The organism is Burkholderia sp. WP42, assembly GCF_000745665.1.
In the GTDB taxonomy this organism is placed as follows: Bacteria; Pseudomonadota; Gammaproteobacteria; order Burkholderiales; family Burkholderiaceae; genus Burkholderia; species Burkholderia vietnamiensis.
Genome location: NZ_JQJT01000003.1, coordinates 237,055 through 253,131 on the forward strand (window position 1 = coordinate 237,055; position 16,077 = coordinate 253,131).

The window sequence follows — 16,077 nt, forward strand, 5'->3', positions numbered from 1 at the left end:
TGCGCGCGCGCTCCCAACGCATGCCGTCACCGTCGCTATCGCCATTGCCGCGATGACGCGGCGCGCGCCGCTGCGCGTCCACGGCATTTCCATCGCTTCCTCCGCCGGTTCGCTCGCGAGCCGGCGCGCCCGTGTCGGGCAATCTTTTTCGCAAGGAGACCAGCAGTGAACATTCAGACACGACGCACCGTTGTCGTCGCGGCGGCACTCGTCGCGGCGCTGTCGGGCTGCGCGACCGAATCGTCGCGCACGCTCGACGTGCCTGCCGTGAGCAGCGCGCAGAAGCCGTATGCGGGCAAGCCCGTCGCGATCGCGATCGGCAAGTTCGACAACCGCTCGAGCTACATGCGCGGGATCTTCTCCGACGGCATCGACCGCCTCGGCGGCCAGGCCAAGACGATTCTCGTCACGCGCCTGCAGCAGAGCCGCCGCTTCAACGTGCTCGATCGCGAGAACCTCGACGAGATCAAGCAGGAAGCCGGCTTCATGAAGAAGGCGCAGGCGGTGAAGGGCGCGAACTACGTCGTGACCGGCGACGTGACCGAGTTCGGCCGCAAGGACGTCGGCGACCACCAGCTGTTCGGCATTCTCGGCAGCGGCAAGACGCAGGTCGCGTACGCGAAGGTCAACCTGAACATCGTCGACACGACGACGTCGGAAGTGGTCGCCTCGAGCCAGGGCGCCGGCGAATTCAGCCTGTCGAACCGCGAAGTGATCGGCTTCGGCGGCACCGCCGGCTACGACTCGACGCTCAACGGCAAGGTGCTCGACCTCGCGATCCAGGAAGCCGTGAATCACCTCGTCGACCAGGTCGACGCGGGCGTGCTGAAGGCGACGAAGTAAGCGCGGTGCGCCGTACGGCGCACCGGATCAATCATCGAATCACAAGAGACCAAACAATGAAACGGGGAATCTGGCTGCCGGCGACGGCAGCCGCCATGCTGCTCGCGGGCTGCGCCGCGCCGACCACGCCGCCGCTCTATCAGTGGAACGGCTATCAGCCGCAGGTGTACGAATACTTCAAGGGCCAATCGTCGCCGCAACAGCAGATCGACGCGCTCGAAAAGGCGCTGCAGGAAATCCGTGCGAAGGGCAACAAGCCGCCGCCCGGCTTCCATGCGCATCTCGGGATGCTCTACGCGAGCGTGGGCAGCGAACAGCAGGCGGGCCAGGAGTTCGAGGCCGAGAAGGCGCTGTTCCCGGAATCCGCGTCGTACATGGATTTCCTGATGAAGAAGAAGGCCGCGCCGACCGCCGCAGCGACCACCGCGGCTGCAAGCGCGCCGACCCCGTCGGCCGCCGGCCAGACGCTCGCCGGCCGCAAGAACGCCGATACGACTTCCGCCAAACAGTAACGCGCCCGCCATGTTCAAGACACTTTCATTCAAGCTGATGTCCGTGCTGTCGCTCGTCGCGCTGCTGAGCGCATGCGCGCAGCCCGTCAAACGCGCCGACTACACGGCGTTCAAGAACAGCCATCCGCGCTCGATCCTCGTGCTGCCGCCGATCAACGAAACGACCGACGTCGGCGCGACCTACGGCGTGCTGTCGCAGATGACGCTGCCGCTCGCCGAGTCGGGCTACTACGTGGTGCCGGTCGCGGTGATGGACGAGACGTTCAAGCAGAACGGCCTCACCAACGCCGCGGAGATCCAGGGCACGTCGCCGGCGAAGCTGCGCGAGATCTTCGGCGCCGATGCCGCGCTGTACACGAAGATCACGAAATACGGCTCGGTCTACCAGGTGCTGGACAGCACGACGGTGGTCGCGGCGTCGGCGAAGCTCGTCGACCTGCGGACCGGCGACGTGCTGTGGCAGGGCGCCGGCCGCGCGACCGGCAAGGAGCTCGGCAACAACGTGAACGTCAACGCGTTCGGTCTCGTCGGGATGCTGGTGCAGGCGGCGGTCAAGCAGATCGCCCATTCGCTGACCGACGAGGCGCACGACGTCGCCGCGCTGACCAGCAACCGCCTGCTGTCCGCCGGCCCGCCGAACGGGCTGCTGTACGGGCCGCACTCGCCGAAGTACGGCACCGACTGAGCGGGGCGCTTCCGCACCTCGGCAGCCCCGCTTGCCCGTTGTGCGGAAGCCGCGATAGCCGATGAAACGGCCGCGCATGCGCGGCCGTTTTGCGTTGCAGCGCGAACGCGCGCCGCTCAGTGCACGCCGAACGCGTCCAGCAGCCTGTACCAGCTCATCGCGAGCACCAGCGCCGGCGTGCGCAGCGTCGCGCCGCCGGGGAAGTCGCGGTGGCGGATCTTGTCGAACAGGTCGAAGCGGCTCGCCTGGCCGTCGATCGCTTCGGCGATCAGCTTGCCCGCGAGCGCGGTCGTGTTCACGCCGTGCCCCGAGAAGCCCTGCGCGAAGTAGGTGGTCGGCGTCACGCGCCCGAAATGCGGCGCGCGGTTCATCGTGATGTCGACGAAACCGCCCCACGCATAGTCGATCTTCACGTCCGCGAGTTGCGGGAACGTCTTCAACATGTCCGCGCGCATCGCGGCCGCGAGGTTGCGCGGCGGCCGCGTCGAATAGCTGACCTTGCCGCCCCAGACGAGCCGCGTGTCCGGCGCCGGCCGGAAGTAGTCGAGCACGAAGCGGCTATCGCAGACGGCCGCGCGCGCCGGCATCAGCGCGGCGGCGCGCGCGTCGCCGAGCGGCTCGGTCGCGATCACGTAGGTGCCGACCGGCATGATCTTCTTCGCCAGCGCGGGCGCCAGCGTGCCGACGTAGGTGTTGCACGCGAGCACCACGAAGCGCGCACGCACGTGGCCTCCAGCGGTCTCGACAACATGGCCGCCCGCCACGTCGCGCACGCGCGTCACGCAGCTGTCCTCGTGGATCCGCACGCCGGCGTCGGTCGCCGCGCGCGCAAGCCCGAGCGTGTAGTTGAGCGGATGCAGATGACCGCTGTCGGGGTCGTACAGGCCGCCGCGATAGCGCGCCGACTGCACGAAGTCGCCGAGCGCGTCCGCTTCGACGAAATGCAAGCGCTCGTAGCCGAAGCGCTTCGCGGCCTCGTCGCGCCAGCGCTTCAGCGCATCGGCGTCGCGCTCGGTGTTCGCCGCGGTCAGGTAGCCGGGCACCAGCGCGCAGTCGATCGCATGCTTGTCGATCCGCGCCTTCACGAGCGACAGCGTCTCGAGTCCCATCTCCCAGATCCGCTTCACGTCGCTGTCCGGCATGAAGTTCCCGAACGTATCGATGTCGCACGCGAAGCCGCCGATCAGCTGCCCGCCGTTGCGCCCGCTCGCCGCCCATCCGACCCGCGACGCCTCGAGCACGGTCACCGAATGGCCGCGCTCCGCGAGGTTCAGGGCGGCCGACAGGCCGGTGAGGCCCGCGCCGATCACGCACACGTCGGCGTCGGTCGCGCCGGCGAGCGGCGCATGGCGGGTCGTATCGTTGACGGTCGCCGCGTAGTACGACGCGACGTGGGGCTGGTTCGCGAATGTCTGCATGATGTGGATGTGATCGATTGGCTCAGAACAGCTCGCGCACGCGGTGATACAGCATGCCGAGTTCGAGCGCCGGCTGGCGCCACGCGTCGCCGCCCGGAAAGCGCCGGTGGCGCAGCTGCGCGAACAGGTCGAACGCGCGCGTGTCGCCCGCGATCGCGGCGGCCACCGCGCGTCCGGCGATGCCGGTCAGCGCGACGCCGTGGCCGCTGAAGCCCTGTACGTAGAAGAAGTTGGGATCGAGCGCGCCGAAGTCCGGCGCGCGGTTGCGCGTGACGTCGACGAAGCCGCCCCACGCATGCTCGACGCGCGCGTCGGCGAGTTGCGGGAACACGCCGGTCATGCGCTGGCGGATCGCTTCGGTGAGCACCTCGGGCGGCGCGCCCGCCGAACTCGCGCGGCCGCCGAACAGCATCCGGTGGTCGGCCGACAGCCGGAAGTAGTCGAGGAAGACGTTGTTGTCGCATACGGCTTCGCGCTGCGCGATCAGCGCGTCGGCGCGCGCACGCCCGAGCGGCTCGGTCGCGATGATGTACGACGCGACCGGCGCGATGCGCGCGGCCGTCGCGGCCGGCAGGATGCCGCCCGGCCCCGCGTTGCAGCACGACACGACGAAGCCGCAGCGCACCTCGCCCGACGGCGTGCGCACGACCGGCCGCGCGCCGCGGGCGACGTCGAGCGCCGGCGTGTGCGCATGCAGCGCGACGCCTTCGCGCCGCGCGGCGTCGGCGAGGCCCAGGCAATACTTGAGCGGATGCAGATGGCCCGACAGCGGATCGTGGACGCCGGCCAGATAGCGCGGCGACGCGATGCGCGCGCGGATCCCGGCGGTGTCGAGCCATGACAGCGACGGGTGGCCCCAGCGCGTGCGCGCCGCGTCCATCCACGCACGCAGGTCGCCGACGCGGCGCGGCTTGGTCGCGACCGTCAGGTAGCCGCGCGTGAAGTCGCAGTCGATCGCGTAGCGCGCGATGCGCTCGGCGATCAGCTCGACGCCGTCGAGCGACAGCGACCACGCGGCCCGCGCGCCGGCCGCGCCGAGCTGCCGCTCGATCACGCCGTCCTTGGCGAAGCCGGTGATCGCCTGGCCGCCGTTGCGGCCCGACGCGCCCCAGCCCGGGCGGTGCGCGTCGATCACCGCGACCGACAGCCCGCGCGCGCGGCATTCGAGCGCCGTCGACAGCCCGGCGAAGCCCGCGCCGATCACGCAGACGTCGACGTCGATCGCGCCGTCGAGCACCGGATCGTTGGTCGGCGGCCGCGTGACGCTGGCTTCGTAATACGAGTCGTGCGCGAGCGCATCGGCGCGGCGGGTGAAAGACTGCGGCATCGAACCGGCTCCCTCGGAGATGGCCGGAGGCGGTGCGCGACGCACCGCGATCCGGCCGGTTGAAATGACGCGGGACGCCGTGCTCGCGGCACGGCGTCCCGCGCGGCCTGCGTCAGAACGAATAGATGAACTGCGTCGCGAGCAGGTCGTTCGACTTGCCGTACGAACCGTCGTTGCGCAGGAACACCTTGTTGTTCGCCCAGTCGTGGCGGTATTCGACCTTCACGGTGATCTGCTGGGTCGGATAGAACAGCAGGTCGAGCGCGACGTCCTGACGGATCGCACCCTTGCAGTCGAAGCCCAGACCGCCGTTCGCCTTCGACGTCGCGAGACAGTCGGCGTCCACGCCGAAGCCGTTGTACGGATCCATGCCGTTGCCGTTCAGCGCGATGCCGCCGCCGCCGCCGCCGTTCTTGCTGTTGACGAGCGCGTCGTAGCGCAGCGTCACGCCCATGCGGCCGACCACCGGCGCGTTGAACTTGCGGTGCGCGAGCAGCGACAGCCCGTACCACTGCGCGAGCCCGCCGTTGTACGCCGCATTCTGCTGCTGGCCGTAGTCGAGCTCGGCGTTGTACTGCGTGTCCGCGAGCATGTAGGTCGCATCGAGTTCGCCGAAGAAGAACGTGCCGTAGCCGCTCCCGCCGTTGCCGCCCGGCCCGTAATGCACGACGCCGTTCGAGTCGATCGCGCTCGCGAGCGTCTGCCGGCCGATGTTGATCGAGCCGCCGAGATCGAGCGCGCTCGACCACGTGTAGTCCGCGCGCGCGGTGAAGGTCGGCACCTTGTTGCTGGTCGTGATCGGATCGCCGAGCGCGTTGGTGCCCGTCTGCGTGACCGAGCCGTAGGTGCGGTACTGCTCGTTGCCGACGAAGAACTTCCACGCCCAGTTGCCCTTCGTGTAGTTCGCGCCCGCGCCGACGTAGCTGCCCGGATCGGAGAAGTCGTACAGCAGGTTGTGCGTGAGCGTGAGCATCTGGTTCGACTGCTGCACCTCGTAGCCGCCGAAGCTCGGGATCAGACCGGCGACCAGCGTGGTGGTCGCGCTGATCGGCACGTTGATGACCGCGGTGTTCAGCAGGTTGTCGGTGATCGAGCCGCGCGAGTTCTGCAGCAGCGTGATGCCGTTGCCGCGGTTCGGCATCAGCGTGATCTCCGCCGACGGCGCCATCGGGCCGACGCCGAAGGTCTTCTTGATGTCGAGGTACAGATCGCCGAACGTGCTGTTGAAGTAGTTGTACGCGTTCTCGTGGTTCGCGAACAGGAACGACGACGAGCCGGCCGCGCGGTTGTAGATGTAGGTCGGATCGAGGTAGCCCGTCACCGACAGGCCCGCGAGCGGCCCGGTGGTGGCCGCGTCGGTCAGCGAGTCGACCTTCAGCTGCTGGTTCGCGATCTGCTGCTTCATTTCGCTGACTTCGTCGTTGGTCAGCGCGGCCTGCGCCTTGCCGTAATCCGGCGACGACGGATCGGCCGCCACGATGGCCGGCCGCGCCGTGCCGCCGGAGCCGGCCGCCCCGGTCGCGCCGGCGTGGGCGACCGCGGCGCCGCCCGGCTGCGCGGCGAGCTGCGCCTGCATGGCCTTCATCTGCTTCTGCAGCGCGGCGACCTGCGCCTGCAGCGCCTTGATCTCGGCGGATGTGGAGCCGGCCAGCGCGACGCCCGGCAACGCGCCGGCCACCAGCAGGCAGATCAGTTTCTTCTTCATTGCGGACTCTCCTTGTCGTGCACCTGTCAATGTGTGATCTGTATTGCGCGCCGCATCGCGCGGCGCGCGGTCATGTTATGAACAGCTGGAAACGCAACTCACGCGGCCGCGAACGCCGCCTTCATGTCGGCCACGCGGCGTCGCTCGCGCGCGATCATCATCTGGTTGACGACGATCACGCCGATCGTCACGGCCGAGATGAACAGCGTCGCGAGCGCGTTCATCTCCGGGTTCAGCCCGAGCCGCACGCGCGAGAACACCACCAGCGGCAGCGTGGTCGAACCCGGCCCGGACAGGAACGCCGACAGCACCAGATCGTCGATCGACAGCGTGAACGACAGCAGCCAGCCGGACAGCAGCGCCTGCGAGATCAGCGGCAACGTGACCACGAAGAACACCTTCAGCGGCGTCGCGCCGAGATCGAGCGCCGCTTCTTCGAGCGACTTGTTCATCTCCTTCACGCGCGACTGCACGATGATCGCGACGTAGGACACGCAGAGCATCACGTGGCCGATCCAGATCGTCACCATCCCGCGGCCCTTCGGCCAGCCGAACATCTGCTCGAGCGCGACGAACAGCAGCAGCAGCGAGATGCCCTGGATCACCTCGGGAATCACCAGCGGCGCGTTGATCATCCCGGTGTACAGCGTGAAGCCCTTGAAGCGGCCGAAGCGCGCGAGCACGAAGCCGGCCCACGTGCCGATCACCACCGACGCGGTGGCCGTCAGCAGCCCGATCTTCAGCGACAGCCACGCGGCAGTCAGCAGCTCGTCGTCGTCCAGCAGCGCCGCGTACCACTTCAGCGAGAAGCCCGACCACACGGTCACCAGCTTCGACTCGTTGAACGAGTAGACGACCAGGCTGATGATCGGGATGTACAGGAACAGGAAGCCGAACGCGAGAACGCCGGTCGACAGCGGTTTGCTTGGCTTGATCATTTCGCTTCCTCCAGTTCCTTGACCTGGTAGTACTGGAACAACGCCATCGGCACCAGCAACAGCAGCACCATCGCGACCGTCACCGCGGACGCCATCGGCCAGTCCATGTTGTTGAAGAACTCGTCCCACATCACGCGGCCGATCATCAGCGTGTCGGCGCCGCCGAGCAGTTCCGGAATCACGTATTCGCCGACCGCCGGAATGAACACCAGCAGGCTGCCCGCGATGATCCCGTTCTTCGACAGCGGCAGCGTGATGCGCGTGAATGCGACCCACGGCTTCGCGCCGAGGTCGTACGCGGCTTCGAGCAGCGTGAGGTCCATCTTCACGAGGTGCGCGTACAGCGGCATCACCATGAACGGCAGATACGAATAGACCATCCCGATGTAGACGCCCGCGTCGCTGTGATAGAGGCGCAGCGGCGTATGGATGATGCCGAGCGCGATCAGCGCGTGGTTCAGCAGGCCGTCGTCCTTCAGGATGCCGATCCATGCGTACACGCGGATCAGGAACGACGTCCAGAACGGCAGCATCACGGCCATCATCAGCACGTTGCGCCGGCCGGGCTCCGCGCGCGCGATGTAGTAGGCCATCGGATAGCCGATCAGCAGGCACAGCAGCGTCGACACCGCGGCCATCTTCAGCGAGCTGAGATAGGTCGCGATGTACAGGTCGTCCTGCAGCAGGAACGCGTAGTGCGACAGTTGCAGCACGAAGTGCACGGCGCCGTCCTTCATCTCGACGAGCGACGTGTACGGCGGGATGCTCATCACCTGGTCGGCGAAGCTGATCTTGAACACCAGCACGAACGGCAGCGCGAAGAACACGGTGAGCCACAGGAACGGCACGCCGATCGCGACGCTGCGGCCCGACGGCAGCAGACGCGACAGCGCGGCGAAGCGGCTGCGGTGCGCGCGGCCGGCGCCGGTGCTGGCCGCGCCGGCGGAAACCGGCGCGGACGGAGTGGAAGCGGAGGTTCTGATCATGGCGTCCTCACTGCGTCAGCACGACGCCGCTCGCCGGCGACCACGACACGAACACGTCGTCGTTCCACGACGGCGCGTCGTCGCGCATCAGGTTCGAGCTCGACAGGTTCGACACGACCGTCTTGCCGCTCGGCAGCCGCACGTGATACAGCGAGTAGCTGCCCATGTACGCGATGTCGGTCACCACGCCGCGCGCCCAGTTGTGATGCGAGCCGGGCTTCTCGCGCGACACGTTCACGCGCTCCGGGCGCACCGAGATGCCGACCGGCATCCCGAGCGGGCCGGTCACGCCGTGGCTCACGTACATGCGCGCCTCGAGGTCGTCGCTCTCGACGAAGATGTGATCGGGTTCGTCCTCGACCACGCGCCCCTCGAACAGGTTCGTCGAGCCGATGAATTCGGCCGAGAAGCGGCTGTTCGGGTATTCGTAGACTTCGCCGGGCGTGCCGATCTGCACGATCTTGCCTTCGCTCATCACCGCGAGCCGGCTCGCCATCGTCATCGCTTCCTCCTGGTCGTGCGTGACCATCACGCAGGTCACGTCGACCTTCTCGATGATGTTCACCAGTTCGAGCTGGGTCTTCTGGCGGATCTTCTTGTCGAGCGCCGACATCGGCTCGTCGAGCAGCAGCAGCTTCGGCCGCTTGACCAGCGAGCGCGCGAGCGCGACGCGCTGCTGCTGGCCGCCCGACAGCTGATGCGGCTTGCGCTTCGCGTACTTGCTCATCTGCACGAGCGCGAGCGCGTCGGCCACGCGCTCCTTGATCTCGTTCTTCGGCGTGCCTTCCTGCTTGAGCCCGAACGCGACGTTCGACTCGACCGACATGTGCGGAAACAGCGCGTACGACTGGAACATCATGTTCACCGGCCGGCGGTACGGCGGCAGCGACGCGAGGTCTTCGCCGTCGACGAAGATCTTGCCGGAGGTGGCCGTCTCGAGGCCGGCCAGCATGCGCAGCAACGTCGACTTGCCGCAGCCCGAGCTGCCGAGCAGCGCGAACAGCTCGTTCTTCGCGATGGTCAGGTTCACGTTGTCGACGGCCGTGCTGTCGCCGAACTTCTTCACGACGTTTTCGATGCGCACGAACGCGTCGTTCTTCGAACGGGCCACGGCGGCCGGCTGGGCCTGGCGTGCAGCAGCGGAAGAGGGTATCGATTGCATGGGATTCACCATTCGTTCTTCACGGATTGCAGGCATGAGCGTCCCCGCACGAGGCGCGCAACGCGACTCGCGGACGAACGGCTCGTGCCGGATGGAACCGGGCGCGCGGTGCGCGCGGGCGGACGGACGGTCCGCCGATTCAGGCGGGCACGCGTTCAGTACGCGCGTGCGCCGCCATGACGAAGCCGGCTCAGTGGCCCGTCTTCAACTGCGCCCACAGACGGTTTTCGAGGCGCAGGATGTCGGCCGGCATCGGCTTCATCAGCACCATCTTCTTCAGCACGTCCTCCGGCGGATAGACGGTCGGGTCCTGCGCGACGGCCGGCGTGACGAACTGGTGCGCCGCCTTGTTCGCGGTCGGATAGAACACCGTGTTGGTGATCGCCGCGTTGACCTTCGCGTCGGACACGTAGTTGATCCACTTCATCGCGGCCTCGGGGTGCGGTGCATCCTTCGGCACCACCATCACGTCGAACCACAACAGCCCGCCTTCCTTCGGGTTCGAGAACTTGATGTCGTACGCGCGTTTCGCCTCGGCCGCGCGGCGATGCGCGATGCCGACGTCGCCCGACCAGCCGAGCACGACGCACACGTCGTTGTTCGCGAGGTCGTTGATGTAGCCCGACGAGTTGAACTGCGTGATGTACGGGCGAACCTTCTTCAGCACCTCGAACGCGGCCTGGTAGTCGCCGGGGTTCTTGCTGTTCGGATCGCGGCCCATGTACTGCAGCGTCGCCGCGAACACGTCGACCGCCTGGTCGAGGAACGACACGCCGCAGCTCTTCAGCTTCTCCATGTTGGCCGGGTCGAACACCAGCGCCCAGCTGTCGACCGGCGCCTTGTCGCCGAGCGCCTTCTTCACCGCCTGCGCGTTGTAGCCGATGCCGTCGGTGCCGTATGCCCACGGCACGCCGTACTGGTTGCCCGGATCGGCGTCCGCGATCATCTTCATCAGCAGCGGATCGAGGTTCGCGAGATTCGGGATCTTCGACTTGTCGAGCTTCTGGTAGACGCCGGCCTGGATCTGCTTGGCCATGTAGTTCGAGGTCGGCACGACGATGTCGTAGCCCGAGCTGCCGGCGAGGAGCTTCGCCTGCAGCGTGTCGTCGCTGTCGTAGTTGTCGTACTTGACGTGGATGCCGGTCTGTTTCTGGAAGTTCGGGATCGTGTCCGGCGCGATGTAGTCGGACCAGTTGTAGACGTTCAGCTCGTCCGCGTGGGCGCACGGGCTGGCGACCGACGTGAACGCGGCGGCGGCGGCGAGGGCCGCGATGGAACAGGCTTGGCGAAGAAAGCAGGCACGCATGGTGGAGTTCCCCTGGTTATGGCGGCGTGCGGCGCCCGCCGCACGCCCGTAGTCAAAGCCGTTACGAAAGGCCCAGCTGCTGGGCGGTTGCATCGACGGCTTTCTTCGCCTTCGATACGAGTTCGTCGATTTCCTGACGCGAGATCACGAGCGGCGGCGACAGCAGCATCCGGTCGCCGGTCGCACGCATGACCAGGTTGCCGTTGAAGCAGAAGTCGCGGCAGATCGTGCCCACCTCGCCGCCGTTCGCGAAGCGGCGGCGCTCGGCCGGCGCCTGCGCGAGCTGCAGGCTCGCGACCATCCCCTGGCCGTGCACCTCGCCGACGATCGGATGCTGCGCGAAGGTGTCGCGCATCAGCGCCTGGAAGTACGGGCCCGTGTCGCGCTTCACGCGCTCGACGATGCCTTCGTCGCGCAGCAGCTTCAGGTTCGCGACCGCGACGGCCGCCGCGACCGGGTGGCCCGAGTACGTGAGGCCGTGATTGAACTCGCCGTTGTCGATGATCGGCCGCGCGACGCGCTCGTGAATGCCGACCGCGCCCATCGGCACGTAACCGGACGTGAGGCCCTTGGCCATCGTGATCAGGTCGGGCTCGAAGCCGAAGTGCTGGTGTGCGAACCATTCGCCGGTGCGCCCGAAGCCGCCGATCACTTCGTCGGCGACCAGCAGGATGTCGTACTTGCGGCAGATCCGCTGGATCTCCGGCCAGTACGTCGACGGCGGGAAGATCACGCCGCCCGCGCCCTGGAACGGCTCGCCGATGAACGCGGCGACGTTCTCCGCGCCGAGCTCGAGGATCTTCGCCTCCAGTTGCTGTGCGCGGGCGAGGCCGAACGCTTCGGGCGTCTCGCCCGCTTGCGCTTCGCCGAAGAAGTACGGCTGATCGATGTGCACGATGTGCTCGACCTTCGACGGCATCTGCTCGTGCATGTAGTCCATCCCGCCGAGCGTCGCGCCGGCGATCGTCGAGCCGTGATAGCCGTTGTGGCGCGAGATCACGTACTTCTTCTGCGGCTTGCCCTGCACGCGCCAGTATTGATAGACGAGGCGCAGCACGGTGTCGTTGCCTTCCGAGCCGCTGTTGCAATAGAAGAAGTGGTTGAAGCCCGCGGGCGTGACTTCGGCGAGCATCGCCGACAGTTCGATCACCGGCGGGTGCGTGGTCTTGAAGAACGTGTTGTAGAACGGCAGCTCCTGCAGCTGGCGATACGCGGCGTCGGCGAGTTCCTTGCGGCCGTAGCCGACGTTCACGCACCACAGGCCGGCCATCCCGTCGATGATCTTGTTGCCGTCCGAGTCCCACAGGTACACGCCGTCGGCCTTCACGATCACGCGGCTGCCGGCGCGATTGAGCGCGCCCATGTCCGAGAACGGATGGATGTGGTGCGCGGCGTCGAGCGCGCGGTATTCGGCGGTCGTGCGCGCCTGCGTGGTGCGCGGTGCGGTGGCCGGCGCGGCCGGCTGGACCCAGGCGGATTCGTTGCGGTAAGTCATGTTTTCTCCGTATTTCCGTAATGCGATCGTGCGCCGCTTACACGTGCAGCAGCAGATGACGGCGTTCCCACGAGCTGATCACGCGGAAGAACGCTTCGTATTCGGTTTCCTTCAGCGCGAAATACGCCTTCAGGAACTTGTCGCCGAGGATGCCGGCGAGCGGCTCGCACGCGGCCATCAGCGTGAGCCCTTCCTCCAGGTTGCGCGGCAGCTGGTACGGCAGCGAGTAGCCGTCGCTGACGAGCGGCTCGGTCGGCTCGAGGCGCTGCGTCATCCCGAGGTAGCCGGCTGCGAGCGTCGCCGCGAGCGCGAGATACGGGTTGCAGTCGACGCCCGGAATGCGGTTCTCGATGCGGCGCGCGGCCGGCCCCGAATGCGGAATGCGGAAGCCCACCGTGCGGTTGTCGTAGCCCCACTGCACGTTGATCGGCGCGGCCATGAAGCGCGACAGCCGGCGATACGAGTTGATGTACGGCGCGAAGATCGGCATCAGCGCGGGCGTGTACTTCTGCAGCCCGGCGAGGTAGTTGTAGAACAGCGACGTCGCGCCGCCCGTCTCCGGCGACGTGAACAGGTTGCGGCCCGTTTCCTCGTCGACGATGCTCTGGTGCACGTGCATCGCGGAGCCCGGCTCGCCTTCCATCGGCTTGGCCATGAAGGTCGCGTACATGCTGTGGCGCAGCGCGGCCTCGCGCACCGTGCGCTTGAACAGGAACACCTGGTCCGCAAGCGACAGCGCGTCGCCGTGCATGAAGTTGATCTCCATCTGCGCGGCGCCCACTTCGTGGATCAGCGTGTCGATGTCGAGGTTCTGCATTTCGCAGTATTCGTAGATGTCCTCGAACAGCGGATCGAACTCGTTGACGGCCTCGATCGAATACGACTGGCGGCCCGTCTCGGGGCGGCCCGTGCGGCCGACCGGCGGACGCAGCGGCAGGTCCGGATCCTTGTTCATGTCGACCAGGTAGAACTCCAGCTCGGGCGCGACCACGGGCTTCCAGCCCTTCGCCTTGTACAGCTCGAGCACGCGGCGCAGCACGTAGCGCGGCGAGATCTCGACCGGCGAGCCGTCGAAGTGCACGCAGTCGTGGATCACCTGCGCGGTCGGATCGACGGCCCACGGAATCAGGCGGATGGTCGACGTGTCGGGCACGCACACCATGTCGGGGTCGGTCACGCCGGTCAGCGAACCGTCTTCCGGATATTCGCCGGTGACCGTCTGCACCATCACGGCCTGCGGCAGCCGCATCGATTCGCCGGACGTGAACTTGTTGCGCGGCGTGATCTTGCCGCGCGCGATGCCGGCCATGTCGGGGATGATCGCTTCGATCTCGGTGATCCGGTGCTGCTTCAGAAAGTCTTCGATGTCTTGCATGTTCGTTCTCGTTATGTGGGTCGGCGCGCTCATGCGAGCGCAGCGGAGCACGCGGCCTGCGTGCGCGCGTGGCGGCGTGCGCGGCATGCGTCGCCGAACGCGCGGAAGATCGCCGTGGACAGCGGGTCCTGCGCGTGCCGCCATTCCGGATGCCATTGCACGGCGAGCGCGAACGCCGGTGCGTCGACGACGCTGACGGCTTCGATCAGACCGTCCGGCGCGACGGCTTCGACGGCGAGGCCGGCGCCGAGCTGCGCGATGCCTTGCTTGTGCAGCGAGTTGACGTGGACGTCGTCGCGGCCGCCGGCGAGCGTGTGCAGCAGGCCGCCCGGCGTCAGATGCACGACGTGCGCGGGGCCGTACTGCGTGTCCATCGGCGCGTCGTCGTCCTCGCGGTGATCGTCGAGGCCCGGCACTTCGTGCACGCGCTGATGCAGCGTGCCGCCGCAGACGACGTTCAGCTCCTGAAAGCCGCGGCAGACGGCGAGCACCGGCACGCCCGCGTCGAGCGCGGCGCGCAGCAGCGGCAGCGTCGTCGCGTCGCGGGCCGGATCGTGCTTGGTGCCGGGCGCGCTCGGCTCGCCGCCGTATCGATGCGGCTCGACGTTCGAGTAGCTGCCGGTAAACAGCAGGCCGTCGACCGTCGCGAGCACGTCGTCCACCGACTGGCGATTGCCGAGCGCGGGCAGCACCATCGCAAGCGCGTGTGCGCCGTCGACGATCGCCGCGACGTACTTGTCGCCGACCGTATGCGACGCGTGAGCGCCGATCTGCGTGAGGTCGGCAGTGATGCCGACGAGAGGTTTCCTTTCCATGACGTCTATCAGTTGTGCGTAGGGCGTGTGCGTGCGCGGTTCCCGAACGTGCAGGAACGCAGGCGCGACACGGCCCCGCAGCCGCGCGCAACACGCGAGGCCGCTGATGAATGGGCACGACGGGACGATTGGCGACCCGTGCTGTGCGCGACGGTCAGGCCGTCGTTCGTTTCGCTGCGCGACGCGACGCAGCAACGAATGCGCGAACGCGTTCCGTCACCGCGCGGATGGCGCGGTTAGCGAGCAGGCAGCAGAAACGAACGACGAAAAAGGGGAGAGGCGCTACGGCAGCAGCGACGCGACTTCGTCGGTGTCGACGGCCACGAATGCACGTGCGGAAACAGCGTTGTGACGCCGAACGGAACGACGGGACAGGATGGTGTAGATCGACAGGTGCAGCAGGCGAGGACTATGCCAGCCGCAACTGCCATCGGAAGCGGGGCCGGCGCTGCGCGAACTTCGCGCATCGCGTCGATCCCACCTCACCAGAGGGCCACGGACTCTCACGATTACACTCGACTGGGTTGTTGAAAGTATTGAACACCTGATCGTTTCGGCGCGCGAGGCGTTTAAAATAATCGAGGTGCCCGATCCGCATCATTGACGTCGAACTGCACCGGTTTTTGCGTTGCGATAACGCTTTTGGTGCGGATGATCGACGAATGACGCTGACCTGAGAGCCAGCATATACGAGCCAAAAACGCCGTCAAATGTTTTTTGTCGGTGTCGTGTCAGGGCTTTCCCGAGGCATTCCGAATAAAAGATTCTTAAATGGAATGACCCGCTCGCTGTTCATTATTTCGAACGCCTTTCAGGGTTTTCCCCGCTGATCCGGGCGATAAAGTGATTAGAATATTCAACGGCAGCCAATGCGTCGCTTCACTTTTTTCCCGCACTCCTATCGTGTCCGAAACCGAATCGATGTCCACTGAAGTCGCCGAGCGTCTGCGTTTCGTGCGCAACAAGCATGGCCTGTCGCAGCGCGAGCTCGCAAAGCGCGCGGGCGTGACCAACGGCGCGATCTCGCTGATCGAACAGGGGCGCGTGAGCCCGTCGGTCGGCTCGCTGAAGAAGCTGCTCGAATGTATTCCGATGAGTCTCGCCGAGTTCTTCACGTTCGAACTGGTCGAGTCGCGCTCGGTCGTGTCGCGTCGCGATCAGATGCCGAACCTCGGCAACGACGCGCTCGCGTTTCATCTCGTCGGCGCGGGCGTGAAGGATCGCAACATGTGCATCATGCGCGAGATCTATCAGCCGCTCGCCGACACCGGCGCGGAGATGCTCGCGCATGCGGGGCACGAGGGCGGCGTCGTCGTGTCGGGGCGGCTCGAGCTGACCGTCGACGGCGAGACGTGGCTGCTCGATCCCGGAGACGGCTACTACTTCGAAAGCCGTTTGCCGCACCGTTTTCGCAATCCCAGCGCGGAGCAGCTCTGCGAGGTCGTGTCGGCCAATTCGCCGGCCACCTTCTGACCGCGCATCACCGCATTCGCCGCCGGCAGCGTTGCCG

15 protein-coding genes are annotated in these 16,077 nt (G+C 66.9%); 4 read left to right on the plus strand and 11 right to left on the minus strand.

Going from position 1 to position 16,077, the window contains the following annotated elements; translation table 11 throughout:
• The first annotated feature begins 165 nt into the window (after positions 1–165).
• Genes EX20_RS01105 through EX20_RS01115 form a run of 3 tightly spaced genes read left to right on the plus strand, consistent with a single transcriptional unit; the run spans position 166 to position 2,040 of the window.
• Positions 166–843 (plus strand): CsgG/HfaB family protein, encoded by a 678-nt coding sequence (locus tag EX20_RS01105; RefSeq protein ID WP_014723798.1) that lies wholly within the window; start codon positions 166–168, stop codon positions 841–843.
• A 56-nt stretch (positions 844–899) separates the two neighbouring features.
• Positions 900–1,355, plus strand: a complete 456-nt coding sequence (locus EX20_RS01110) for a DUF4810 domain-containing protein (protein WP_011886243.1) — start codon at positions 900–902, stop codon at positions 1,353–1,355.
• 10 nt (positions 1,356–1,365) lie between these two features.
• The gene (locus EX20_RS01115; protein ID WP_011886242.1) at positions 1,366–2,040 is read left to right on the plus strand and encodes a DUF799 domain-containing protein; all 675 of its coding nucleotides are present in this window, start codon (positions 1,366–1,368) and stop codon (positions 2,038–2,040) included.
• Between the two features lie 116 nt (positions 2,041–2,156).
• Here EX20_RS01115 and EX20_RS01120 read toward each other — a convergent pair whose 3' ends face one another.
• From EX20_RS01120 to EX20_RS32695, 11 genes are all read right to left on the minus strand, one after another.
• Positions 2,157–3,458, minus strand: a complete 1,302-nt coding sequence (locus EX20_RS01120) for an NAD(P)/FAD-dependent oxidoreductase (protein WP_011886241.1) — start codon at positions 3,456–3,458, stop codon at positions 2,157–2,159.
• Between the two features lie 22 nt (positions 3,459–3,480).
• Complete coding sequence (locus tag EX20_RS01125; protein WP_034192498.1) at positions 3,481–4,785, minus strand: NAD(P)/FAD-dependent oxidoreductase; 1,305 nt, start codon at positions 4,783–4,785, stop codon at positions 3,481–3,483.
• A gap of 112 nt (positions 4,786–4,897) precedes the next feature.
• Complete coding sequence (locus tag EX20_RS01130; protein ID WP_034192499.1) at positions 4,898–6,490, minus strand: DUF3138 family protein; 1,593 nt, start codon at positions 6,488–6,490, stop codon at positions 4,898–4,900.
• A gap of 98 nt (positions 6,491–6,588) precedes the next feature.
• Positions 6,589–7,428, minus strand: a complete 840-nt coding sequence (locus EX20_RS01135; RefSeq protein ID WP_011886238.1) for an ABC transporter permease subunit — start codon at positions 7,426–7,428, stop codon at positions 6,589–6,591.
• Positions 7,425–8,411 (minus strand): ABC transporter permease subunit, encoded by a 987-nt coding sequence (locus EX20_RS01140; RefSeq protein ID WP_034192574.1) that lies wholly within the window; start codon positions 8,409–8,411, stop codon positions 7,425–7,427. The genes EX20_RS01135 and EX20_RS01140 overlap by 4 nt, the downstream gene beginning before the upstream one ends.
• Positions 8,412–8,421: 10 nt before the next feature.
• Complete coding sequence (locus EX20_RS01145) at positions 8,422–9,576, minus strand: ABC transporter ATP-binding protein (RefSeq protein WP_014723792.1); 1,155 nt, start codon at positions 9,574–9,576, stop codon at positions 8,422–8,424.
• A gap of 190 nt (positions 9,577–9,766) precedes the next feature.
• Positions 9,767–10,882 (minus strand): polyamine ABC transporter substrate-binding protein, encoded by a 1,116-nt coding sequence (locus tag EX20_RS01150; RefSeq protein WP_011886235.1) that lies wholly within the window; start codon positions 10,880–10,882, stop codon positions 9,767–9,769.
• Between the two features lie 61 nt (positions 10,883–10,943).
• The gene (locus tag EX20_RS01155; RefSeq protein WP_011886234.1) at positions 10,944–12,377 is read right to left on the minus strand and encodes an aspartate aminotransferase family protein; all 1,434 of its coding nucleotides are present in this window, start codon (positions 12,375–12,377) and stop codon (positions 10,944–10,946) included.
• A 37-nt stretch (positions 12,378–12,414) separates the two neighbouring features.
• Positions 12,415–13,752, minus strand: a complete 1,338-nt coding sequence (locus EX20_RS01160; RefSeq protein WP_011886233.1) for a glutamine synthetase family protein — start codon at positions 13,750–13,752, stop codon at positions 12,415–12,417.
• 29 nt (positions 13,753–13,781) lie between these two features.
• On the minus strand, positions 13,782–14,567 hold the full coding sequence (locus EX20_RS01165; protein WP_034192500.1) for a gamma-glutamyl-gamma-aminobutyrate hydrolase family protein: 786 nt from the start codon (positions 14,565–14,567) through the stop codon (positions 13,782–13,784).
• 282 nt (positions 14,568–14,849) lie between these two features.
• On the minus strand, positions 14,850–15,074 hold the full coding sequence (locus EX20_RS32695; protein WP_011886231.1) for a hypothetical protein: 225 nt from the start codon (positions 15,072–15,074) through the stop codon (positions 14,850–14,852).
• A gap of 414 nt (positions 15,075–15,488) precedes the next feature.
• Between EX20_RS32695 and EX20_RS01170 the strand changes: the two genes are divergently transcribed.
• Positions 15,489–16,040 carry a cupin domain-containing protein gene (locus tag EX20_RS01170; protein WP_011886230.1) on the plus strand — a complete coding sequence of 184 codons (552 nt, stop codon included), beginning with the start codon at positions 15,489–15,491 and terminating at the stop codon, positions 16,038–16,040.
• The last annotated feature ends 37 nt before the right edge of the window (positions 16,041–16,077 follow it).

Excerpts from the sequence above, each read along its gene's own strand:
- EX20_RS01110 (WP_011886243.1), top strand. The coding sequence starts at position 900 with ATGAAACGGGGAATCTGGCTGCCGGCGACGGCAGCCGCCATGCTGCTC.
- EX20_RS01115 (WP_011886242.1), top strand. The coding sequence starts at position 1,366 with ATGTTCAAGACACTTTCATTCAAGCTGATGTCCGTGCTGTCGCTCGTC.
- EX20_RS01120 (WP_011886241.1), bottom strand. The coding sequence starts at position 3,458 with ATGCAGACATTCGCGAACCAGCCCCACGTCGCGTCGTACTACGCGGCG.
- EX20_RS01125 (WP_034192498.1), bottom strand. The coding sequence starts at position 4,785 with ATGCCGCAGTCTTTCACCCGCCGCGCCGATGCGCTCGCGCACGACTCG.
- EX20_RS01130 (WP_034192499.1), bottom strand. The coding sequence starts at position 6,490 with ATGAAGAAGAAACTGATCTGCCTGCTGGTGGCCGGCGCGTTGCCGGGC.
- EX20_RS01135 (WP_011886238.1), bottom strand. The coding sequence starts at position 7,428 with ATGATCAAGCCAAGCAAACCGCTGTCGACCGGCGTTCTCGCGTTCGGC.
- EX20_RS01145 (WP_014723792.1), bottom strand. The coding sequence starts at position 9,576 with ATGCAATCGATACCCTCTTCCGCTGCTGCACGCCAGGCCCAGCCGGCC.
- EX20_RS01150 (WP_011886235.1), bottom strand. The coding sequence starts at position 10,882 with ATGCGTGCCTGCTTTCTTCGCCAAGCCTGTTCCATCGCGGCCCTCGCC.
- EX20_RS01155 (WP_011886234.1), bottom strand. The coding sequence starts at position 12,377 with ATGACTTACCGCAACGAATCCGCCTGGGTCCAGCCGGCCGCGCCGGCC.
- EX20_RS01160 (WP_011886233.1), bottom strand. The coding sequence starts at position 13,752 with ATGCAAGACATCGAAGACTTTCTGAAGCAGCACCGGATCACCGAGATC.
- EX20_RS01165 (WP_034192500.1), bottom strand. The coding sequence starts at position 14,567 with ATGGAAAGGAAACCTCTCGTCGGCATCACTGCCGACCTCACGCAGATC.
- EX20_RS01170 (WP_011886230.1), top strand. The coding sequence starts at position 15,489 with ATGTCCACTGAAGTCGCCGAGCGTCTGCGTTTCGTGCGCAACAAGCAT.